Below are 20,490 nucleotides of genomic sequence, written 5' to 3' on the forward strand. Positions count from 1 at the left end.
CGTATTCGTAGCGGATGCGCTGGCCCTTGGCGTCCTGACGGCTGCTCGGCAATCCACGGGCGGTGCGCAGCAGGCGCGTGGTCTGGCCTTTGCCGTCGGTATGCGTCAGCACCTGGCCGAGGGCGTTGTAGGTGAAGGATTCGGCGCTGCCGTCCGGATGATGGATGCGCAGCACTTCGCCGTCGGGTTTGCGTTCCAGCGTGGTGGTCTGGCCCAGCGCGTCGGTGACGGCGACCAGGTGCTGGCGCTCGTCGAAGCGGTAGGTGGTGTTTTTACCCGAGCAATCCTGGAAGCGTTCGACCTGGGCCAGGGTGTTCCACCACAGGTATTTGGACTTGTGGGTCGCGTCGATGATGGTGTGCGGCAGGCCGTCGTCGCCGTTGAGGTATTCGGTTTTATTGCCCAGGGCGTCGACTTCGGCGATCAAGTTGCCCTTGGCGTCATAGCGGGCCTGCCAGGTGCTGCCGTCGAGGAAGGTCGTTTCGGTGACCAGGGTAGTGCCGAGGTGGTGCTTGTATTTGATCTTGCGACCCAGCGGGTCGGTTTCTTCAAGCAAACGCGAAAAGTCATCGTACTTGAACCCCAACCGGTTGCCATCCGGCAGCTTGAGACCGGTCATGTTGCCGGCTTCGTCGAGGTCGATGGCGTACTGCTCACCGCCGAAGTCGCGACTGGCAATCACGCGGCGATCGTCGTTGTAGTGGATCTGCAGCTCGCGCCCCAGCGCGTCAGTGGCCCACGAGGTGCGGTGCTTGAAGTCGTAGCGGTAGTGAAAGTGTTCGCCATCGCTGGTCCAGTGCTCCACCACACGCAGCTGGCCTTCAAGGGTTTCCCAGCGGTAATGACAGCTCAGGCCCAAGGCGTTGCTGTGGCTGGCCATCACACCATCGGCGTAGCTGAAACGGCGCATCGAATCGCTGTTGCGATTGATCACCTCGATGAGTTGGCCGTTGTCGTCATAGCGGTACTGCACCAGGGTTTCAACCGCCACGTTGTCGACGACGCGCTTGACGTCGGTCAGGCGCCCCAGCGGGTTGTCATAGTGCAGGTGCACGCGAACACCGCCAGTGGCGCTGATGTCGGTCAACCGGCCTTCTGTCGTACGGGTGAAATGCAGGTAATGCCCAAGGGCATTTTCCAGGCGCTGCAGCGGAACATCGCTGTTGTCGTCCGGCACCTCGCCGAAGTAGAAGAACAGGTTGTCGAGGGTTTGCAGCAGGTAGTGGCCGCCTTCGGTGCGGACCAGGTGGAGTTGCTCATAGGGGTTATAGATGCGATCGCCGGGCTCCACATCCACAAAGGGCACGCTGCGCCCCTGGTTATCCGTGAGGTAGACGAAGCTGCCGCTTCTGCGCAGGCTTTGCTCCCAAGGCAATACCCAGCCTTTGCCGAGCACGCTGTCGACAGTCAGATCGCTGGCATAGAAGCGCGACCATTCAATCGGCATGAGCCCCGGCAGCGCAAAGTCGGTTTCTCCCGACTCGAGCAACAGCTTGCGCCCGCTGGTAAGGTCGACGGGATTGCCGCTCAAACCGCCGATTGCGCGCTCAACGGCCGGACCGATGACAAAGCGACCGGCCAGATAGCTGCCCGCCACGGCCGCGCCGAATTTCAATGCGCAAGGTCCGGCCGCCTTCAGACCTTGTGTCATACCCAGCCTGAAGATCGGACCTATTGCGCGGCCCATCGAGGCGACGATCATCAGCACGTCGACGGTGACCCGCAGCCAGCCGGGAATTTCTTCGTCGACATCGAGATAGCGCTCAGTCCCGCCGCCAATGAACACATTGTTCGAGCCGCTGGAGATCTTCGCGCCGCAGGTGAGTTTGTCACCCTTGCGCGAAGCCGCCACATTGTTGATGAAAACGTTGGAGGAGCCTTCGGCAACCATTACAGGTGCTGGGTGTTTATCGCAAATACCCATGCTCAATTTTGCGTGGGCGGCATTACGGCTGTTGATGAACACATCCGTGGAGCAGCCTTCGAGCTTGATCCCACCTGCGGGCGAACTCATTGCCGACCCTATGCTTTCGCCAATCATGGGGACGAAACTGGCAGCCAGCCCTACGGCAATCCCCAGCAGAATGCCGCCGAGCCCCGCCGTGCAGATCGTGAATGCGGCAGCCGTCGCAATTGCAAGCCCGATCACTGCGCCGGCGAGAAACCCGCCGAGCGCACTGGTGTGTTCAATTTCATCGCCCCAACGCGCAGCTTCGAACATGGGTTACTCCTGTTCGGCGCTGTCGGTGGACACCGTATCGGCCTGACGCGGTTTGAAACTTGCCAGCAGCTGCAACCAATTCTGGTTTTGTGTGGCGCTGAAATCAGCCTGGCTGGTCGTGGAAAACACCAGGATGCGACCGGGTTCGATTTCGAACGCTGCCTGCCGTTGGTACACCGGTCGACCATCGTTCATGTAGTAGGCATCCACCTGGATGCCGGAGAACGGTTGCTCCCCGGACAGCGCTGCCGGCTTCTTGCTGAGCAAGGTATAGCCGCGCAGTTTGGCGGCAATGAGTTTTACCTGGCGCTCGATGTAAGCCTTCAGATCCTCTGCCGGCAGCATGTTGTCGCGCGACAGTGTGATGTTCAGCGGCGCAGGAATGCTGTTGCCGAGCACAAACATGTTCACCGTGCGGTCCTGAAAACCTTCCGGCAAAGTGATGGATCCTTCCTGAAGCTGATAGTCCATTGGGCGTGTGTTCCGTGAATGCGTGAAAGGGGAAAATGTTTAGTCGACGCTGATGTTTTCGAGCATCGTCTCGAACTCGATCAGCCAATCGGCTAGCTCTGCATGAGCGGGATTGATCATCGTCGACATGCTCAACCATTGGCGCTCGTTACCATGGCCGGGCTGGATGACTGCGCTGGTCGCTCTACCGTGGCGACGCTCCTGTCCCGCCGTGAATATATAATCCAGGGTTATCGCCGGGCTGCCAGCCAGCAGGCAATCGCTCTGGCGCACAATGGTGACGTCGGGGTGGTTTTTGCGCAGGTTCTCCACATACAACTGCACCGAGCGTTGCAGCGTCAGCCCTTCAGGTGCAGGACGACGCTTGACACTGAACGTGACGGGATGCCCATGCTTTTCGAGCGTTGTATCGATGTCGCGGAAATTGAAGCCTTGCGGCATTACCAGGTTCAGCCCCGCGACTTTCAATTCATTGCGCGTCAATTGCAGCGGCACCACCGCTACCGGCTCAGGCTCGATGACAGCGGGCGAAGCCTCGGCAGCCTCCTGTAACTGCTGTCGCGCAAGTGTCTCGGCCGCGAGCCGCTTCTCGGAAATACGGTCGTAGATACTGGTCCTGACCATGGTCTGATTGCTCACTTGTTGATATCGACACGGTCACCGTGGACGTAGGTGTTCTTGCCAAGAATATCGATGGCGTCGCCCTTTATTTCGATGCCTTCGGGCGTCAGCTTGATACTGCTGCCGCCCACCTGAAGAATGATGTGCTGTTTGGCACTGACCTGAATGAACTGGTTGTCGACCTGGATCGTCAGCGAGCCTTCCTGGACATTCATCACCGTGTCTTTCTTGATCGTTTCGGTGTGCGTGCCACCGACCGTGATCGTGCGATTGCTGCCGACACTGTGGATCTCGTCGACCTCGATCTCGGTGTCCAGGTTGCGCTCGGCGTGCATGATGATCTGCTCGGCACCGGCCTTGTCTTCGAAACGGAAGAAGTTCGCCGTACCGCCGTCGCCCTTCATCGACCGCGTCAGGAACCCGCTCTGGGTCTTGTTCGCCGGCAGCGACCACGGCGGGGTGTTCTGGCTGTTGTAGAGGCTGCCCATGACCAGCGGGCGGTCGGGGTTGCCGTCGAGGAACACCACCACGACTTCATCGCCCACACGGGGAATCTGGATGCTGCCGAAACCGCCACTGGCACCGGCCTGGGCGACGCGGACCCAGCAGGAGCTCTTGTCGTTGTGCTCGCCCTTGCGGTCCCAGTGAAACTGCACCTTCACCCGACCGAGTTCGTCGGTGAAGATTTCCTCCCCCGGCGGGCCGACGATGATCGCGGTTTGCGGGCCGGAGATGGTCGGGCGCGGAGTAGTGAGTTGAGGTCGGAAGACGATCTTTTTGCGCACGCAGGCGAAGGTGTTGTAATAACTCGCCTGATGCCCGCTGAGGTAGTTGTTGTGGCCTTCGCTTTCGACGCTCATCAGCAGGAACTGACGATCCTCGGCAGGGCCTTGATCGTGATCGTAATGCTGCAGCAGTTCGAAGGTGTAGCCGGGTTTCATCGCACGGCAGTTACTGGCGCCATGAAAACTCTTGCCCTTGAGCTCAAGCGCTTCGACCCGCAGCCGCAGCAGCGTTTCGCCTTCGTCGTAGGTGCCGTGAGTGTACTGGCCGGGGAAGTCGTAGATTTCGAATTCGTCGACATCGCCCTGCTTGTTCAGGCTCTTCATGGCGACCGGCAAGCGATTGGACGGCTGACGATAATCGAAGGTCTGGACCGCGATTTTCCCGGATTGCAACTGGCGATTGCCGCTCCATTGGGTGATGGAGTCGGCGGTCTCGGTGACCGATGCCGTGTGGTAGCGGATCTGCGGTTGTTCAGGCAACGGCAGCAGCGTGCTAGAGTCGTCGCAGATGATCATGGTGTGACCTTCGGCGGTGTGCTCGAAGTAGTAGAACATCCCCTCTTCTTCCAGCAGGCGCTGGACAAAGTTGAAGTCCGTTTCACGGTACTGGGTGATGTAGGTGTAATGCTTGAGCGGCTTGCTCAGGCGAAACTCGTGCCGGGAAAACGCCGGGCACAACGCAAACACCTGGGTGACGACATCTTCCACCGTACAGCCCTGGAAAATGCGCGTGTCGAAGCGGTTTTTCAGCATCGAGAACCACGGGTTCAGCGTCGCCGTATAGCGGGCCATTCCACCGTCGCTGCCGATGCTGGCAAACCGCGTGAGGTAGCCTGCCAGGTAACGAGGCGAGGCATCCGCCAGCTCGATTTCCAGAACCACGTGCTGGCCCATCATCGACTTCAGCTCGACGCCGGAGTCCTGGCACACCAGCAGCAATTCGAAGTTGTACGCACGGGACAGACCTTCCGTTCCCCTGAAGGACTCAAGCAACAATTGTTGCTCGGGGTTGGCGAGGTTCTTGAACTTGAACAGGCGCCGATTTTGCGGGGAAAGCATTGCGGCAAGGTCCATCAACATGTGTATCTCCTTGAAAACAGTGGAAAGCTACCGCCCTCTCTCAACCACTGCGCATAACGAATCAGGTAAGAGGGTTAAACGCTGTTTGCCGCAACATTGATTTGGGCGAACACTTCGCCACCCTATGTTTTCGGACGGCGGCATGAGTCAATCTGTATGTTTTGTAAGAGACAACCTACAGAACACTCTTCATTTCCATCGAGCTCTCTTAAACATCCAGCGAAACTGCTCACACGAAATATTACGTGAGGAACTGCGACCTCAAGACAGTATGAAAGTGCCATCACTCAAAAAATATTTGAGAAATTTGTCACACTTTTGCAGGTATCACAGGTTCTGAACGCGGGAAGGAGACACCCATGTCATGCACTGTGTCAACCCACTCTCAGTGAATGCGGGTACTTCCACGCACTTCGAACTCAGTTCAGGACATTCCCTGAAAAATAATTATCGTCCCGCTGGCTGGCCAGAAACGCCGATATATCAAGGATGAACGGGAAGTCAGGTGCCACTGATTGGCAGCTAATGCCTTATTGCCATCATTGCCGAATGTAATGCGAATAACAAAAAATGGGATCCATGTTGAATTTTCCATCCCGCCGCGCAGTCTGAAGTGCGGCAGAAAGCCATTACTTCGGCAATGAAGTGAATATTCGACAGCTCGACCGCAGCAACAAGGAAGCGCCTTTCCCCCAAGGACAGTGACAAGTAAATGGATCTTTTAGCCAACGTGCCCAGCTGGGCCGATGTCGAACGCAACCTCGACCAGAAATTCAGCGAGCTGAACCAGGGCGTCAACGACGGCCTGCAGAGCGTTCACGACAACTGGAACGGTTTCACCCGGCGTGTCAGCAATGGCGCGAGCCAGGCCTATGGCTACATGGGCGGTCATCGCATCGATGCGGTGCATCAGGCGATGACCCTCTCCTACCCGATCATCCAGATGGACCTCAAGCGCAAATGGGCCTCGATTGAAATCGAGCAGATCCTGCCGGTGCTGCTGCAACTGGTCAAGGAAGTCTCGATGATTCTCGGCGGCAGCGTGGCGATCGGCACCGTGGCCGGCGGCGCAGCGGGGGCCTTCGCATTCGGCGTCGGCGCTGCCCCCGGAGCCGCTGCCGGGGCCGGTATCGGCTTGCAGGTCGGTAACCTGATTCTCATGGGCCTGGGCCTGTCCGCCATCGCCGAGTATTTTTACCAGGGCCTGCCCGCCTGCCTCTCGACCTTGCAGGAAGGCATCGCCACAGCCTGGCACGCCGAAGAAGGCGTCAAACCGTCCGGCCTGGACCCCAGCGGCGGTTCCGCCGCACTGGTACAGGAACGTATCGAACGCGCGGCACGACAACTGGCTCGCGGACAGGAGCAACTGGTACTGCTGTTGCTCACCGCCATCGTCACCTACCTGACCCGGGGTCAGATGAAAGCGGGTGTGATGAACAGCATGGAAAGCATCGCGACCCGCAGCGCGAAGCTTCAGGCAGAGATATCGAACAAGGAGCTGGCGGGTTGGTTGGCAAGGAATGAGCAGAAGTTGCTGGCTCGGGATGAGTTGCGGGTGAGGGAACCGGCGCCTTTGGTGAAGGCTGAGAATACATTCAAGTATTCCGAACCAACTCAATCCAAAAATACCTTAATCCAAAAAATCGATAAACCAACACATCCACAGCACGCCACTTTACCCGGAAAAGTCGTCGGTGAGTTTGACATGATTAATAATCCCGGCCCACTGGCGGAACTGCGTGGCAGCCCTTCAGGAAACTTTTCAGGGGGGCGTTACAAGGCAGTTGAACTCTCCGATGACATCACTCTTTTTCGAGGTGGCGACATCAATGGAAAAGCCTTAGGGCAGTGGTTTACAGAGCAGGCTCCAGACTCGGTTGCGCAGGTGAGAATTGACACCGCTGTTAAGCCTCAATGGATCGACCCGCTTACGGGAGAGCTAACGGGGACCTCTCCTGTAAACTCCGTATTCACTATTAAAATTCCTGCTGGTACCATGGTGTATGAAGGGCCGGTGGGAAACCAGGGAGGAATATTTGTTGGCGGACCAAATATAAATCAAATTTTCGTGCAAGAGCCCTGGAAAATACCAGGCGTTGAAGTTATCGGCAGCCCTACACCTATTAAGTGACGGAACCTTATGAAAAACACAGATCTAATAAGCCTGCTCACCGAGCTCAAAGATATTTTTCACAGCGAGAACTGCCGAAACTTTGATGCGGGAATAAACGCGATAATCCGCATACTTTCCGATGACCCTTTGCCGAACAGCAATGAATGGGCACAAGCGACTTCAATTTATAGGACAATGGCAGGCAGTAAATCAGGTTTCTCAGACGTCTACATTGATCGAGGTACCTCTGAACAACGAATCGCAGCTAATGCAAGACTGGATTCTATTCGACAGATGTTATGGGACGCATTTGAACGGGTCTGAAATTGGGCGATATGTCGTGACAGGTCAATGTTTGGTGCCGTGTTTTTTTTAAAAAATCTTGTTGTTCTTGGGCTTTCAGACGGAGTTGGCGATCAACGACGCAGCAATGCAACGCCGCGAGAGAATTAAATGGCAATTGAGAAAGGTGAGCGTTTCGCCAACGAAGACATTTTTATCGACTACCCATACGAAGAAGTCACCTATCGTTGGGACCATCCTTCGAAGCAGGTATTCGTACGTTTTTACGGCGACGAAGAGAGCATTCAACCAGTCCCTCATGACAACCGTTTATTCAATGAAGCGCTGCGCTTCGGTGAGGAGATCACCCGCCAAGACTACAATAGAGGTCGCTCTCGTCGATAATGGCACGTGATATCACACCATCAACGGTTACACCTCTGTAATGTTGCAAATACCGCTTCACAAAAATTTCGGATCTTCACCGCACGATGAAAAGATGAACATTGAGCGATTGATAACAGCAACCCGCAAAAGAACTCGAAATGCTCGTCGAACACCATCAAAACTGAATCCAAAACGACTATTTACGGACAAAAAACCTCACTTAAAAACAAAAAAACAACGTCCGAGACAGACAATGAATAAACCAACAATACTTGAGCTAGAGAACCTGATAAAACAACATCCGGATATCGCCGCGCTTGGATCACCCGCTGACGCTGTGTCTGATGACTGGCTGGTAAAAGCCGAGGAAAAAATCCGCCATAAACTGCCTGCATCCTACAAATGGTTCCTTCTCAATTATGCAGGAGGAGAAGTCGGGACGGAGGAAATATATAGCATCTATGGAATGAACTTCGAGGACATCAATGGTGGAGATATAGTTTTCCAGCACATCAATGGCCTAAAACACAAATCAACAACTGCTAAAAAAGTAGTCATCAGCGAAACCGACTTTGGCGAGGTTTTTTTCTTCGATTACGACACCTATAACGGCGAAGAATGCCAGATTTTCGTTAGAATCCCGTCAGGGAAGAACTTATTGTATGCGAACAATTTTTACGAATTTCTCGTCAAGAGAATTAAGGCGTATTTGCCATAAGGAACGCTTTGTCGTGGAACATCACTGCCTCGCACCAAGAGGTTAAAAAACCATGTTTGATCTCAGAAGCTCAAACGAAGCGCTCACCCAATACACCGAGCGTTACGACCACCTGCTCCCACCTCCGTCTCCTCAACTGCGTCAGCGCATGGACCCTACGTTGCAGCCGGACGCACCCAAATTTCCGGCCAGGAAGCCTGAGTGGCTGACTTCCAGGCCTTGTACCCTCACAGAAGAGCAGGCGCTGGACCGCGCAAAGGGTTGCCTGCTGGGGCTCGCGATTGGCGATGCCGTGGGTACAACGCTCGAGTTTCTGCCCCGTGATCGTCAACATGTCAGTGACATGGTTGGCGGTGGCCCTTTCAATCTGAAACCGGGAGAGTGGACTGACGATACGAGCATGGCACTGGCTCTCGCAGACACTTACGTGGCAAACAACGAATTCGATTTCCGCGACTACACGCAGAGGCTTTGTCGCTGGTATAAAAATGGCGAAAACAGCCATAACGGAAAGTGCTTTGACATTGGTAACGCCACTCGTACCGCACTGGAAGGCCTGATGGCGCAAGGCGTCGACTGGTACGGCAACGCTCACCCATCCACAGCCGGCAACGGAACAATCATCAGGCTGGCACCGACCGCCATTTTCCGTCGCCACTCCTTGTCCGGTACCTGGCGGGAAAGCGCGGCACAAAGCCGCTGCACCCACAGGGCTGCAGAAGCCGTAAATTGCTGCGAACTGCTCGGCGCTCAACTGCACCTGGCCCTCAATGGCGCGAACAAGGAAGAAACCCTGTCGTCAATGGTTCGCGCCTTGTATCCCCGCCCCTTGATCATCAACGCTGGCGAATACAAACAAAAAACCCGCGATCAGATCCGCTCCTCCGGCTATGTCATCGATACGCTGGAAGCCGCTCTGTGGGCGGTCTGGAACACCGACAACTTCAAGGATGCAATCCTGTTGGCGGCCAATCTGGCGGACGACGCCGACAGCGTGGCAGCTACAGCCGGCCAGATAGCCGGGGCACTGTATGGGGTGACGGGCATGCCTGAAGAATGGGTCAGAACGGTCGCCTGGTCAGAACACATTCAAGACCTGGCGCAAAAGTTATTCGAAAGCGCCCCACTCCATGACGAGATGGACGAAGTGATTTATGGGAATCGCTGAAACGACACGGATAAATACCCCAGACACCAGTTCAAGGACACGATGAAACTCAGTGACGTATTCACAAGCCGTGAACACATATTTACCTTAGGCGTCGATGAGACTACAGGTCGCCTTTACCTGTCGATTCCAGTCAGCAACGGCATGGTCGACTACGAGGAGTATTACCAAATTGACCGGGCAAACTTCGATCTCTTCCAAACGGATCTTGATACAGCCCTGGCGTTTGCCATGAGATGTCGCCGCAGAGAGCTGGATGATCTGCTGATTGTGCAGCCGGGGGCCAATAGAGGAACAGCCATCTAAGGCAAGCTCGTCACTTCGTCCTCGTGGACCGCTGCCCTCAAAATCAAAATCCTTGAACGGACATCCCATGTCAAAACTACTGCATCGTTTGAAAACCCTATTCGGGCAAAAGACCCCTCTTCCACCCGCCCCCACCGAGCAGGTTGTCGATGCAGCCCCCCAGACCGAAGTGGACAAGCCACTTTCCCGAGTGGAAAGGAACCTGTCCTGGCTACCGATCAATCGTGAGCCAGAAGTGTTTGTCCCGCTGATGCCCCCCGCCTGCCCGGACCTGACGCTTGTGGATGCCCTCCTGTTGCAGCGTTATCGGGTTTTCGTCATAGCGAATGACCCGGCCGACGGGACTTCAGAGACCACGATAAACCGCGATTACGCCAGCCAACTGGCGAGTGACTTGTACGGCAAAGCGACAGATCTTGGTTATTGTCGAGGCACTGAATCCTCGTTCGAGATCTATTGGCTCACGCAATGTGCGGCGATTGTTTCGCTGCTGTCCCAAGGACCAGAATCAGAACAATTCCTGACCTATAGAAAACGCGTTGGTTATGATCGAGACTGTGCCCTGACCGGTGAGCAGGTTCGAATGTTTGATGAGTACGTAGCGTCGCGCAGCTATCAAACCGCTGGAGCCGATAAGGACCGCCGTCTGAAAACGCCTATGACGGCCCTCGACTACATCGACAATGCGATAACCATCACCGCCCTGAGATACAACGGCTGTCCAGAGTTCCAGATCTACTCAAGCTCGTTAATCCAATTGCAATTCATCAAAGACGTGTTGCTGGGCGTTGAAAAAGATAAAGCCCGGTTGCACCAATTGACTATCGGCGCTTGGGCCAGCAAAGAGTTTGAAGCCGACGATCCTGAACTTGCTGGCGTACTGGGGGATGCCTTCTACATAGGCATTCAGATTGCACGCGGCCTGAAGATTCAGCCGCCTAACGGGTTGCCCCCGGAAAGTTTTCCTCGCACATGAAATTGCTGCGACTTCAGGGATAACACTAGAGGTAACGTCATGACCGAAACCTGGTACCACGTTGACAACGGCACCCTTTGGATAGCAGATCAATCCATTCACCTGCCTCACCCGGTCAAAGTCGCCTTGCAGCATGACGACAGGCTCGCGGTCCTGATCGAGTCCCCTTCAAATGTCATTTTCAACAAAAACATCCTTGCACTATCGAGGCATGGAAAGGTGGTTTGGTTCATCCAGGAAAGTCCCCACGGCACGCAAGCAGACAAGCCCTACATGAGTCTTCAGTGCGACAAAAACGGGGCGTTGATCGTTGGTAACTGGAATGGCCTCAGTTACTCGGTCGATTGGCACAATGGTTCCGTCAGCGTTGTGAACTTTGATAAATGATTCGCTCAGGACTGTCACCATGAAAGACATCTGCAAGATCTCCTCGAACCTTGCCCGAACAGCAGAACTACTGAGGAGATTCGGTCACCCGCAATGGGCCGACAGACTTGAGGAGTGCAGCCTTGCGCTGCCCCACGATACGACGTACGCGCTGTCTCGATTGATGTCGCTGTACGGCGGCATGGGCTCGATCAACAACGTTGTTCTGTATGAAGACACAACGCCCTTGCTGGCCGAAAATAACGAACTTCAGACGCTGCTATCAGACCTCCATCAGCTCTGCGCAGGGTGCCATTGAACTTCGCACCCCACGATTGCAGGCCAAAATCGGCGATGTGCCGGATCGGCAATGGCGCCTTTAGGTTCGCAGATACCAAGTGCTCGGGCGTCCGCAACAACGCCGTCTTGTTCGCCCGCTTGAGCATGCGCAACGAGAATGGCAGCAGGCACGCCATCAATACGACCAGCCCCCCGCCAGCAACCAGTATCATCGATTTGCCAATGCAGTGGCCGGCGCTGGCGATTGCGGTTTTCTGTGCAGTGATTGCCTTGCTGAAACAAGCTTACCGACCGCTCGGCAAGGGCGGTCGCGTTTCGACTTGCTCAAGGCTTACACGGTAGGTGGTGTAAGTGTCGCCGTCTTCAAGGTAAAGGTTGCTCCGGTAATTCGAGACTGCGCCTTTGAGTTTGATGTGCAGGCCGTTGGAGACACGCTGGATTACCACGTCTTTCAAGTCAGTGTCCGAGACCAGGAAGGCCGGGGTCTTGCCGAGGCGCACCTTCATCGTCTCATTATTCCTGCCGCCGCCATTGTTGACGTAGAACCTCAGGCTTTTGGGCTCATCTGGATCTCTGGCATCTTGAACGATGTAGATCGACTGCCCCCCAATGAAGTCCTGCTTCAGGACTATCTCAGAAGGAAACGCCGGTTTGTGCAGGTACGCATAGATGAGAGCGCCTACAAGGCAGAGCAAAAAGATAATCAAGAGATACTTTTTGACTCTGACTACAAGAGTTTGCAGTTTGGTCTTGTTCATGGGATTCAACTGTAATCGAAGGTGAATAGTACCAAGCCTTCAATCGGCTCGTAGAACATGATGATCATGTCTGCGCCGGCCGTCCGGTAATGCCAGCCCGGAACGCTTGCCACGTGGAAAAACCGGTTATTCGCAGGGCTCAGGGGGTAGACATTCGAATCGCCGCGGTCGGGGTCCAGTTCAACGATGTGCATTGGAAATTCGACCGCCTCCACCCAGTTGGCGCAGCCATCGACTTCGCCGCCCAGTTGCGCGACAAATTCCACTGCATACAACGGTTCGCCATCCTCACGCGCCAGCACGCCGCTGGTTTTAAACCTTTCAACGGTGGCGGCATAAGCGCTGTGCTGATCGGCGTAGTGCCGCTCCAGATCCGCTCTCGCCTCCGGGTGAGGATCAGCCAGCTGTGCATTCCCCTCGTGCAGAAAGAAGTAGCGTGGATCGCCGCACAAGCGATAGCGCCCTTGCTCGACCTTGAAGCCGATCCAGTTGGTTTTCAGCAGGCAGCCATGGCACCCGTCCCACTCGGTCAGCTCGCCGACAAGGCCCTCGTACGGTTCCAACGGGCTGAGCATGTGCAGCACCCCCGACCACTCGGGGTTTACGGTGCTGATATCCAAACTGAACAAAGGGTGCAGATGGTTGGCCAGTTCCAGTTGATCGGCGACAAACACGTCTTCAACAGGCGGGAACGGCAGCATGCCGGTGGGGACTTTGGTGAAGTCGGGGGTGTGATCGTCGGTCATCAGAGTTTCTTCCTTGTGGGTCGCCCCGGATTGAGCACTTTGGGTATCAATGGCTGTCCTGGTAAGCACCCAGCGTGGCGCAGTGGCGACATTTGAACAGGTAGGCGGTAGGCCCATGATCCTTATCCAGGGCATTGAAGAACGCTTGCCACTGCGGACCGTCCTCCAAGCCTGTTGAGTCCTGAACGGCGGCGATGGCTGCCGGGCCCAGTTCAAGCAACTCTGCATGGCCGGCCTTGCAGACAAACTCGGCTGCGTCGTCGCAGTGAGTGAACCAGCACTCTTGCTGCCAGCCATTAAAACCAGGCGTGCGCTGGCTGACTTCGGCGATCTGCGCCTCGCTCAGCGTGTCTTCGACGTCCAGGCCGATACTCCCGTCATCGACAAACGTCGCGCCCAGGCGCTGGTGCGCACTCCCGTCGGCAATGCACCAAGGACAGATGCAGTTTTCGTATTCATCAATGGCGTATACCGGGCCCACATAAATGTAGCCTCGCGCCTGATTGCAGCTCACGCAAGTGGCGTAAGAGGCTTGCACCGAACCGCTACCGACGGGATCTGGATGATAAATAAAGTGGGGCAGTGTCATGTGCGCATCCTTGTTAAGTGCATGCCTTTCATTGCTCGACCTGCTCTAACCATGTCTTGAATTCGAGGGCTTGCTCGGGGGTATTGAGTTGCGTAATCCAGGCGATTTCTTCCGGCACGCTTTGAGAGTCAGAGACTGCGAATACATAAATGGCGTTCTCAAACGTGCACGTCGTCAGCGACTTCAAGGCCGCAACACAGTGTTCAAAAACGAGCGCGCGGTGACGTGCAAAATCTTCATCGGGAATCGAATCAGCCAAGTCCCACAACAGGCTCGACAGGGCGTTGAAGTGTTCGCCACCGAAGGTTACGTGGCTCCATTCAGCGGGTGACCATTTGAAATACGCTCGCTCAGCAGCATCTTCAGCCTGCACGCGCGCCAAGTGATCAGCCGTGTTGAACGACGGCACCAGCGTCCGCGCATCGGCGTCTGAGTACAGCGCAAACCCACAGACATCGGCGGAGGGGTGCGCTTGGCGAAATTGCTCGATGGCTTTCTTGCACGCTACCTGAATATCTCGCTGAAAATGGTCGTTGATCTGGCCCGAGTCGCTCATTCAAAAAAGAACCTCATGAAACCCTCCACATCCGTGCCCTCAACATCGTTGACCACTTCCCTGGCCCTGAACAGAAAGGCGGGCGTGCGCTACCCCGGGATACGGCGTACGCATTGTCTCGATTGATGTCGCTGTACGGCGGCATGGGCTCGATCAACGACGTTGTCCTGTATGAAAACGCAACACCCTTGCTGGACGAAAACAACGAACTGCAAGGGCTGCTATCAGATCTTCATCAGCTTTGCGCAGGGCGCCATTGAACCCCGCGCCCCACGCTTGCCGATGCTGAAAGCCTTCAGGCCTGCTCGAATCGCTGTTGCAGCAAGTGCCGCGCAGTGCCTGCATTGAGGTAGGTGCCGATCAGTTCCGCCAATTGCTCATTCTTGAGCTTTTTGTCGTCCCGGCAGAACTGAATCAACTGCAACTGGACCCAGCGCTTTTTCTTGTCGAGCTTCGCATCAGGCGAAAAGAACGAGCGCGAGGCCAACTCAGGCATCGGGGCATCATCTTCCAGCAGCAGATTCAAGTGCAGCCCCTGGCCCATTTGCAGACCAAAATCAGCGACGTGCCGAATCGGCAGTGGTGCCTTGAGGTTGGCAAAAACAAAGTGTTCGGGCGTCAGCAACAACGCGGTCTTGTTCGACCGCTTGAGCAAGCGCAACGAGAACGGCAGCAGGCATGCCATCAATACGACGAGCCCCCCACCAGCGACCAGTATCATCGATTTGTTACTCCCTGAAGCCTGCGGCAACAGCCACGGCAAGACCAGCAGGCCCAGACCCAACAGCATGAAGAACGAGAAGCAACCCAGGGTAATCCACCCGCGCAATCGTGCGCCTTCATGCAGCCGGACTTCCTCCGTGGCATTGCTGGCATGGCTACGCAACGCCTGCACAACCGCCGCGTCCTGCTCCACATAGTGGCCGAGGAAGTCCTCGGTCATGCGGGCACGCAATGCCTGGGGATCGGCGAAATAGTGATCCATCGCGGCGCAGGCTTGTGCCGCGTTGATCGGGCGGGTGCCGCGGCTGACGGCCTCTTCGACCGTGACTTGCAGGGATTCCAGCCGTACGAGATTGGAGGGATGAGTGTCCGATGGATGCGGCAGGCTGGCCGCCATTTCCTCCTCGGGCAGGGTCAGCGTCTGCGCGGCCAGTTCCTGCACCAGGCTGCCTGGCAAATCGCCGGTACGCACGTGTTCGGCACTGGGGTTGGTCGCTCGGGCCACATGGGTCGATACCCCCTGCTGCAACAAGGGGTCGATGGCAGAGATGCGCACCAAGGCCGAAGCGATGGCGATATTCCCTGTCAGCTTCGCGCCCGCCGCGTCCGCCGCCAGCTCCCGCACGCGGCTCCAATGGTTCACCGCGTGATCGAAACGCTCCATGAAATACTCACCGAGCATGAACGCCGGCCACAGCGTCGTGCGTTGCAGCACATCGCTTTGCAACATGGTTTCGGCAATCACCCCGAGGCTGCGGCCGATGCCCTCGTAGATCGGTACGAAGCGCAGGCTGTACTCGGTATCGGCACCGGCGAAGTGCGCCAGTTCGTGACCGATGACCGCGCCGGTCTCCGCCGAATCGAGCAGGCCCAGGTACAGCATCGGCACGTGCAGTGTGCGGCCCTTGAGCGTGGTGTCTGCCGGGAGCAGGTTGACGTCGCTTGAGGTGACGTACAAGCCTTCGGTCATGCCCAGCACGATGTGCTCGGGGGCCAGCGCGCCGAGTTGCTCGGCCAGCTGGCGAACATAGGCCCACAACGCCGGCGCCTGTTGCGGTGTGACGACCTCGCCCAGAACGTTCATCGGCGTGGGCTGGAACATGCGCAGCATGACCGGCAGCTGCTTGCCCATCTGCCAGATCGAATACAGGAAACCGAGCATCAGCATCAACACGATGAGCATCAGCTTGAATTCACCAGCGGCCATTTTCCCCATGTGCCACAGCCCCAGGCCTTCGAAACCGAGGATGGCCGCCACCGCCGCGCCCATGGCGACGATGTGCCCCACCAGCAGGTACGGCAACAGGCGGCTAACCCGGCTGAAGGTGTGCAGCAAACGTTCACGGGAATGACTCGCGCGGGCACCGGCCCAGCGCAAGCCCAGCAGACCCAATACGCCGACCAGGGAGGCCAGCAGGCCGAGGGCGATGACACCCTTGGCCAGATTGCTCATCACGGCACTCACCGGTTGCAGGATGGTCAGGTCGTGCTCGGCGTCAGCAATACGCGATAGAGCCATGGCAACACTCATGCGCTTGCCATTGATATCGACCATTGCCGAGCTCGATCCCGGCTTTGCAGCCATCGCTTCGAGTTCGACATGCATATCACCCAGTTCGGCGTTGATAGCCGCGAATTCCTTGATGCTTTCCGAACTGCGTTGTAACTCCCAGGCGCCAAACAAACCAAGGCAAAGCGGCAGGAGAATAAGTACGGCAATGAGTTTCAACGTTCTCATGAGACAGGGCCTCAATAGTCGCGTCGCCTTACATCCGTGGCGAGCATAAATTCCATTTAACGAAGGCCCGAAAGCCCCCACGCTATTGCACGGCCCGACATGAAAGTTACGGGGCGCACTCGTACCCGGCGCGTTATACAGAAATATCGACGATATGTAACGCCATATTGCCCGAACACTCGTTCAGTAACGCAAAGGACGCCTTGTATCTCTCCGACATCCTAAATTGCCATCACTTCCCTGCCGGTTATATGACACTTATCCTTCAACCTTTCCTCAGCGGATCATCAAGCAGGCGTTGGGTGAACCGATTCACCTTTTTCAAATTATTTTCATTTTAAAATTGGATCCACAACCTGCCTGAAACCATTGAATTAACTGGCTTTCGGAACTATCCGACAGACACACCCCACAAGTAATGGCAAGCCGACATCATTGCGGCGTGTAACAAAAACGAGAAAAAATCCGTTCTCGAATGAACTTTTCGATACGACGTGTTGCCATACACGACGTTACTGGCAACTCAATATCCATATGCCAGCATCACACTACCGGTTATCCCCGGCAGTGTGTTTTTTTGGTTTCGAACATTAGCAATCACCTCTCGTGGACAGCTGTTCACTCGAGAAATCTGTCGCTCGACATGCCCCGGTTTTTTTATCCAGGAAGGCATGGAGTGTTCAAGGACGATGTACCGATGACTCAGACGTTTTTTGATGTTGAAGCATTGATCAAGCTGCGAAGCCAGACCCGGGCCATTTCTGATGCGCTGAAGGCGCAGGCTTCGGATTATCTGGCGACCCTGGCTTTGCTGATTCGTCCGCAGGCGTTTTTCGGTGAGTACCTGCAGGGTGCACAGCGCAGCAGCGGCCGCGAAACCCAGCACCATTTCAAGGAACTCAAGGAGCTTTACGACCGCATCGGCTCGGGCGCTCCGTTCCAACTGGTCAATGAACTCGAAGTGCCGCTCAACCTGCTTAGCACCACTCCGCAACTGTTCGCGCTGGAGTACGACAAGGTGCTGTCCCAAAGCGGTCAAACCATTCGCATCACCAGCCCCGTGCGCTGGGTGGTTGGCTTCAGCTCATTCGACCTTGCCCGTTTCCGCACGGTGATCAAAGACCCCAATCGCAGCAGCGCCGAGTTGTACCGCTTCGTGGTGCATTACCTGGTGCTGTTCTACTGCCTGAGCAAGTCGCCCGGCATCAGCCGCCTGCTCGAAGGCTTGCGCTTCCCCGTAAGTTTCGAACGTTTGAAGGACTTCGGCGACCTGCCCTTCTGCGTCATCAGCTCGCCGGTTCGCTCGCAATTGCCCGACGAAGCGGTGATCCGCAGCAGCACCCAGATCGCCGGCAACACCAGCTTCGAAGAACTGGTGGGCTTTGAAAACATCATGGAAATGAACGATGAAATCCGTCAGCGCCTGCTGCTGACGATCGAAGGAATGTAACGCGCTCGGCCCCCATTGAACCGACACGCAAACGACTTGCAGCGAATTGTTCGCACAGGAGATCACGATGGCGAAGAAGGAAAGTACCCAGCACAAACTCGACCGCGTTCGCGCGCCTCGGGTCCATATCACCTATGACGTGGATATCGGCGACGCTCAGGAAAAGAAAGAGCTGCCCTTTGTCGTCGGTGTGCTGGGCGATTTCTCCGGCAACCCGCTGGAGCCGCTGCCGAAGCTCAAGGACCGCAAGTTCATTTTCATCGACCGCGACAACTTCAACGGCGTGCTCAAGGGCATCAAGCCGCGCCTGACCTACCGCGTCGACAACACTCTGGCGAAGAACGGCACGCAGCTGGGTGTTGAACTCAATTTCAACGCCCTCGAAGACTTCGAACCACAGAACGTGGTCAAGCAAGTCGAGCCGCTGCGCAAGCTGCTGGAAGTGCGCAACAAGCTGGCGGACCTGCGCAACAAGATGGGCGGCAACGACAAGCTCGAAGAGCTGCTGATGGATGTGTTGCAGAACACCGAGAAGTTGAAAACCCTGGGCAAGGAATTCGGTCGCGAAGCCGCCGTTCCAGCCACCGACGGCAAAGCGTAGGAGCCTCGCGATGAACGACAAGCAAACCGTGACTCAACAGGACAGCGAACTGGTTGAAGTGGAACACTTCACCGCGCAATCCTCGCTGCTCGACAGCATCATTTCGCAAAGCCGTGTGGCCCGCTCCGAGACCGAGCGCACCCGCACCCGCGACCTGATCGGCGAGTTGGTCAACCAGATCCTGGAAGGCGAAATGACGCCTAGCAAGGACCTGATCGCCGTGCTCGATGCGCGCATCGCCGAGATCGACGCGATGCTCTCCGAGCAGATGAACGAGATCATGCACGCCAGTGAATTCCAGCAGCTGGAAGCGTCCTGGCGCGGCCTGAAGTATCAGGTCGACCAGACCGAAACCAGCACTACGCTGAAGATCCACCTGCTCAATGCTTCGAAGAAAGACCTGGTACGCGACCTCAAGGCCGCTTCCGAATTCGACCAGAGCGCGCTGTTCAAGAAGATCTACGAAGAAGAGTACGGCACCTTCGGTGGTGCACCGTTCGGCATGCTGCTGGGTGACTACGAGTTCAACCGCAGCCCGGAAGACATGTACCTGCTCGAAGAGATTTCCCACGTCGCGGCGGCTGCCCACGCACCGTTCATCTCGGCGGCCTCGCCTGAACTGTTTGGCTGGGATTCGTTTACCGACATGTCCGGCCCGCGGGATCTGGCGAAGATTTTCGACACCGTCGAATACGCCAAGTGGAAGTCGTTCCGCGCCTCCGAAGACTCGCGTTACGTCGGCCTGACCCTGCCCCACGTACTCGGTCGCCTGCCTTACGGCCCGGATACCACGCCGGTCGAGGAATTCAACTTCGTCGAAAGCGTTGATGGCCGCGACCACAACAAATACCTGTGGATGAACGCCGCCTACGCGCTGGGCACTCGGGTTACCGATGCGTTTTCCCGTTACGGCTGGTGCGTGGCGATTCGTGGTGTCGAGGGTGGTGGTCTGGTTGAAGGTTTGCCGACCCACACGTTCAAGACCGATGACGGTGAAATCGCCCTCAAGTGCCCGACTGAAATCGCCATTACCGACCGCCGCGAGAAAGAGCTGTCGGACCTCGGTTTCATTCCGCTGGTGCACTGCAAAGGCACTGACTACGCTGCGTTCTTCGGCACCCAGTCGACACAGAAGCAGAAGCAATACAACACCGACATCGCCAACGCCAACGCCCGGCTGTCCGCACAGTTGCAGTACATCTTCGCCACTTCGCGCATCGCCCACTACATGAAGGCGATCATGCGCGACAAGATCGGCAGCTTCGCCTCGCGCAAAGACGTCGAACTGTTCCTCAACAAGTGGCTGTCGAGCTACGTGTTGCTGGACGACACCGCGAGCCAGGAAGCCAAGGCCAAGTTCCCATTGCGTGAAGCGCGGGCCGAGGTGTTTGAAGTGCCGGGCAAACCGGGCGTCTACAAGGCTGTGACGTACCTGCGCCCGCACTACCAACTGGACGAACTGACCGCTTCGTTGCGCCTGGTCGCTGAACTGCCGCAATCGACGCGCGGCTGATCGAGCACATTGCCAGGGAGGC

21 protein-coding genes are annotated in these 20,490 nt (G+C 56.4%); 12 read left to right on the plus strand and 9 right to left on the minus strand.

What is annotated here, in order from left to right; translation table 11 throughout:
• The 4 genes from ACW9JC_RS01720 to tssI form a co-directional block, all read right to left on the minus strand.
• A partial coding sequence (locus ACW9JC_RS01720; RefSeq protein WP_457453176.1) for a DUF6531 domain-containing protein occupies window positions 1-2,221 on the minus strand: 2,221 nt, incomplete at its 3' end.
• A 3-nt stretch (window positions 2,222-2,224) separates the two neighbouring features.
• Window positions 2,225-2,692 carry a DcrB-related protein gene (locus ACW9JC_RS01725; protein ID WP_457453178.1) on the minus strand — a complete coding sequence of 156 codons (468 nt, stop codon included), beginning with the start codon at window positions 2,690-2,692 and terminating at the stop codon, window positions 2,225-2,227.
• 39 nt (window positions 2,693-2,731) lie between these two features.
• On the minus strand, window positions 2,732-3,316 hold the full coding sequence (locus ACW9JC_RS01730) for a hypothetical protein (protein WP_457453281.1): 585 nt from the start codon (window positions 3,314-3,316) through the stop codon (window positions 2,732-2,734).
• 11 nt (window positions 3,317-3,327) lie between these two features.
• Window positions 3,328-5,178, minus strand: a complete 1,851-nt coding sequence (tssI, locus tag ACW9JC_RS01735) for a type VI secretion system tip protein TssI/VgrG (protein WP_457453180.1) — start codon at window positions 5,176-5,178, stop codon at window positions 3,328-3,330.
• Window positions 5,179-5,890: 712 nt separating this feature from the next.
• On the opposite strand from tssI, the gene ACW9JC_RS01740 reads away from it, so the two are divergent.
• The 8 genes from ACW9JC_RS01740 to ACW9JC_RS01775 all read left to right on the plus strand — a co-directional run bounded on the left by ACW9JC_RS01740 (window position 5,891) and on the right by ACW9JC_RS01775 (window position 11,813).
• Window positions 5,891-7,309: a DUF6861 domain-containing protein gene (locus ACW9JC_RS01740; RefSeq protein ID WP_457453182.1), complete on the plus strand. Its 1,419-nt coding sequence runs from the start codon at window positions 5,891-5,893 to the stop codon at window positions 7,307-7,309.
• A 435-nt stretch (window positions 7,310-7,744) separates the two neighbouring features.
• Window positions 7,745-7,978 carry a hypothetical protein gene (locus tag ACW9JC_RS01745; protein ID WP_150715154.1) on the plus strand — a complete coding sequence of 78 codons (234 nt, stop codon included), beginning with the start codon at window positions 7,745-7,747 and terminating at the stop codon, window positions 7,976-7,978.
• Window positions 7,979-8,072: 94 nt separating this feature from the next.
• Window positions 8,073-8,678, plus strand: coding sequence for an SMI1/KNR4 family protein (locus ACW9JC_RS01750; RefSeq protein WP_457453184.1), 606 nt, complete (start codon window positions 8,073-8,075; stop codon window positions 8,676-8,678).
• A gap of 52 nt (window positions 8,679-8,730) precedes the next feature.
• Window positions 8,731-9,846, plus strand: a complete 1,116-nt coding sequence (gene tri1, locus ACW9JC_RS01755) for an ADP-ribosylarginine hydrolase Tri1 (protein WP_457453186.1) — start codon at window positions 8,731-8,733, stop codon at window positions 9,844-9,846.
• A gap of 42 nt (window positions 9,847-9,888) precedes the next feature.
• On the plus strand, window positions 9,889-10,152 hold the full coding sequence (locus ACW9JC_RS01760; protein WP_457453188.1) for a hypothetical protein: 264 nt from the start codon (window positions 9,889-9,891) through the stop codon (window positions 10,150-10,152).
• 67 nt (window positions 10,153-10,219) lie between these two features.
• Window positions 10,220-11,128 carry an immunity protein Tsi6 family protein gene (locus ACW9JC_RS01765; protein WP_457453189.1) on the plus strand — a complete coding sequence of 303 codons (909 nt, stop codon included), beginning with the start codon at window positions 10,220-10,222 and terminating at the stop codon, window positions 11,126-11,128.
• Window positions 11,129-11,167: 39 nt separating this feature from the next.
• On the plus strand, window positions 11,168-11,515 hold the full coding sequence (locus ACW9JC_RS01770) for a hypothetical protein (protein ID WP_160389443.1): 348 nt from the start codon (window positions 11,168-11,170) through the stop codon (window positions 11,513-11,515).
• A gap of 19 nt (window positions 11,516-11,534) precedes the next feature.
• Complete coding sequence (locus tag ACW9JC_RS01775; RefSeq protein WP_457453191.1) at window positions 11,535-11,813, plus strand: DUF6966 domain-containing protein; 279 nt, start codon at window positions 11,535-11,537, stop codon at window positions 11,811-11,813.
• Between the two features lie 265 nt (window positions 11,814-12,078).
• Here the strand turns inward: ACW9JC_RS01775 and ACW9JC_RS01780 are convergent, their stop codons facing one another.
• Genes ACW9JC_RS01780 through ACW9JC_RS01795 form a run of 4 tightly spaced genes read right to left on the minus strand, consistent with a single transcriptional unit; the run spans window position 12,079 to window position 14,443 of the window.
• Window positions 12,079-12,552, minus strand: coding sequence for a hypothetical protein (locus ACW9JC_RS01780; RefSeq protein WP_457453192.1), 474 nt, complete (start codon window positions 12,550-12,552; stop codon window positions 12,079-12,081).
• Between the two features lie 5 nt (window positions 12,553-12,557).
• Window positions 12,558-13,298: a hypothetical protein gene (locus ACW9JC_RS01785; protein ID WP_457453194.1), complete on the minus strand. Its 741-nt coding sequence runs from the start codon at window positions 13,296-13,298 to the stop codon at window positions 12,558-12,560.
• Window positions 13,299-13,344: 46 nt separating this feature from the next.
• On the minus strand, window positions 13,345-13,887 hold the full coding sequence (locus ACW9JC_RS01790; protein ID WP_457453195.1) for a CbrC family protein: 543 nt from the start codon (window positions 13,885-13,887) through the stop codon (window positions 13,345-13,347).
• Between the two features lie 28 nt (window positions 13,888-13,915).
• Window positions 13,916-14,443, minus strand: a complete 528-nt coding sequence (locus ACW9JC_RS01795; RefSeq protein WP_457453197.1) for a DUF4303 domain-containing protein — start codon at window positions 14,441-14,443, stop codon at window positions 13,916-13,918.
• A 113-nt stretch (window positions 14,444-14,556) separates the two neighbouring features.
• Between ACW9JC_RS01795 and ACW9JC_RS01800 the strand changes: the two genes are divergently transcribed.
• Complete coding sequence (locus ACW9JC_RS01800) at window positions 14,557-14,703, plus strand: DUF6966 domain-containing protein (protein ID WP_457453198.1); 147 nt, start codon at window positions 14,557-14,559, stop codon at window positions 14,701-14,703.
• A gap of 35 nt (window positions 14,704-14,738) precedes the next feature.
• Here the strand turns inward: ACW9JC_RS01800 and ACW9JC_RS01805 are convergent, their stop codons facing one another.
• Window positions 14,739-16,904 (minus strand): M48 family metallopeptidase, encoded by a 2,166-nt coding sequence (locus ACW9JC_RS01805; RefSeq protein ID WP_457453199.1) that lies wholly within the window; start codon window positions 16,902-16,904, stop codon window positions 14,739-14,741.
• Between the two features lie 697 nt (window positions 16,905-17,601).
• Between ACW9JC_RS01805 and ACW9JC_RS01810 the strand changes: the two genes are divergently transcribed.
• The 3 genes from ACW9JC_RS01810 to tssC all read left to right on the plus strand — a co-directional run bounded on the left by ACW9JC_RS01810 (window position 17,602) and on the right by tssC (window position 20,468).
• Window positions 17,602-18,354, plus strand: a complete 753-nt coding sequence (locus tag ACW9JC_RS01810; RefSeq protein WP_457453200.1) for a hypothetical protein — start codon at window positions 17,602-17,604, stop codon at window positions 18,352-18,354.
• Window positions 18,355-18,421: 67 nt separating this feature from the next.
• Window positions 18,422-18,955, plus strand: coding sequence for a type VI secretion system contractile sheath small subunit (gene tssB / locus ACW9JC_RS01815; protein WP_007978739.1), 534 nt, complete (start codon window positions 18,422-18,424; stop codon window positions 18,953-18,955).
• Window positions 18,956-18,965: 10 nt separating this feature from the next.
• Window positions 18,966-20,468, plus strand: a complete 1,503-nt coding sequence (gene tssC, locus ACW9JC_RS01820) for a type VI secretion system contractile sheath large subunit (protein WP_457453201.1) — start codon at window positions 18,966-18,968, stop codon at window positions 20,466-20,468.
• The last annotated feature ends 22 nt before the right edge of the window (window positions 20,469-20,490 follow it).

It is taken from the genome of Pseudomonas sp. SDO5591_S426 (assembly GCF_054070755.1).

What these genes read in the sequence shown, in the direction of transcription:
- ACW9JC_RS01725 (WP_457453178.1), bottom strand. Translation starts at nt 2,692, where the DNA reads ATGGACTATCAGCTTCAGGAAGGATCCATCACTTTGCCGGAAGGTTTT.
- ACW9JC_RS01730 (WP_457453281.1), bottom strand. Translation starts at nt 3,316, where the DNA reads ATGGTCAGGACCAGTATCTACGACCGTATTTCCGAGAAGCGGCTCGCG.
- tssI (WP_457453180.1), bottom strand. Translation starts at nt 5,178, where the DNA reads ATGTTGATGGACCTTGCCGCAATGCTTTCCCCGCAAAATCGGCGCCTG.
- ACW9JC_RS01740 (WP_457453182.1), top strand. Translation starts at nt 5,891, where the DNA reads ATGGATCTTTTAGCCAACGTGCCCAGCTGGGCCGATGTCGAACGCAAC.
- ACW9JC_RS01745 (WP_150715154.1), top strand. Translation starts at nt 7,745, where the DNA reads ATGGCAATTGAGAAAGGTGAGCGTTTCGCCAACGAAGACATTTTTATC.
- ACW9JC_RS01750 (WP_457453184.1), top strand. Translation starts at nt 8,073, where the DNA reads ATGAACATTGAGCGATTGATAACAGCAACCCGCAAAAGAACTCGAAAT.
- tri1 (WP_457453186.1), top strand. Translation starts at nt 8,731, where the DNA reads ATGTTTGATCTCAGAAGCTCAAACGAAGCGCTCACCCAATACACCGAG.
- ACW9JC_RS01760 (WP_457453188.1), top strand. Translation starts at nt 9,889, where the DNA reads ATGAAACTCAGTGACGTATTCACAAGCCGTGAACACATATTTACCTTA.
- ACW9JC_RS01765 (WP_457453189.1), top strand. Translation starts at nt 10,220, where the DNA reads ATGTCAAAACTACTGCATCGTTTGAAAACCCTATTCGGGCAAAAGACC.
- ACW9JC_RS01770 (WP_160389443.1), top strand. Translation starts at nt 11,168, where the DNA reads ATGACCGAAACCTGGTACCACGTTGACAACGGCACCCTTTGGATAGCA.
- ACW9JC_RS01775 (WP_457453191.1), top strand. Translation starts at nt 11,535, where the DNA reads ATGAAAGACATCTGCAAGATCTCCTCGAACCTTGCCCGAACAGCAGAA.
- ACW9JC_RS01780 (WP_457453192.1), bottom strand. Translation starts at nt 12,552, where the DNA reads ATGAACAAGACCAAACTGCAAACTCTTGTAGTCAGAGTCAAAAAGTAT.
- ACW9JC_RS01785 (WP_457453194.1), bottom strand. Translation starts at nt 13,298, where the DNA reads ATGACCGACGATCACACCCCCGACTTCACCAAAGTCCCCACCGGCATG.
- ACW9JC_RS01790 (WP_457453195.1), bottom strand. Translation starts at nt 13,887, where the DNA reads ATGACACTGCCCCACTTTATTTATCATCCAGATCCCGTCGGTAGCGGT.
- ACW9JC_RS01795 (WP_457453197.1), bottom strand. Translation starts at nt 14,443, where the DNA reads ATGAGCGACTCGGGCCAGATCAACGACCATTTTCAGCGAGATATTCAG.
- ACW9JC_RS01805 (WP_457453199.1), bottom strand. Translation starts at nt 16,904, where the DNA reads ATGAGAACGTTGAAACTCATTGCCGTACTTATTCTCCTGCCGCTTTGC.
- ACW9JC_RS01810 (WP_457453200.1), top strand. Translation starts at nt 17,602, where the DNA reads ATGACTCAGACGTTTTTTGATGTTGAAGCATTGATCAAGCTGCGAAGC.
- tssB (WP_007978739.1), top strand. Translation starts at nt 18,422, where the DNA reads ATGGCGAAGAAGGAAAGTACCCAGCACAAACTCGACCGCGTTCGCGCG.
- tssC (WP_457453201.1), top strand. Translation starts at nt 18,966, where the DNA reads ATGAACGACAAGCAAACCGTGACTCAACAGGACAGCGAACTGGTTGAA.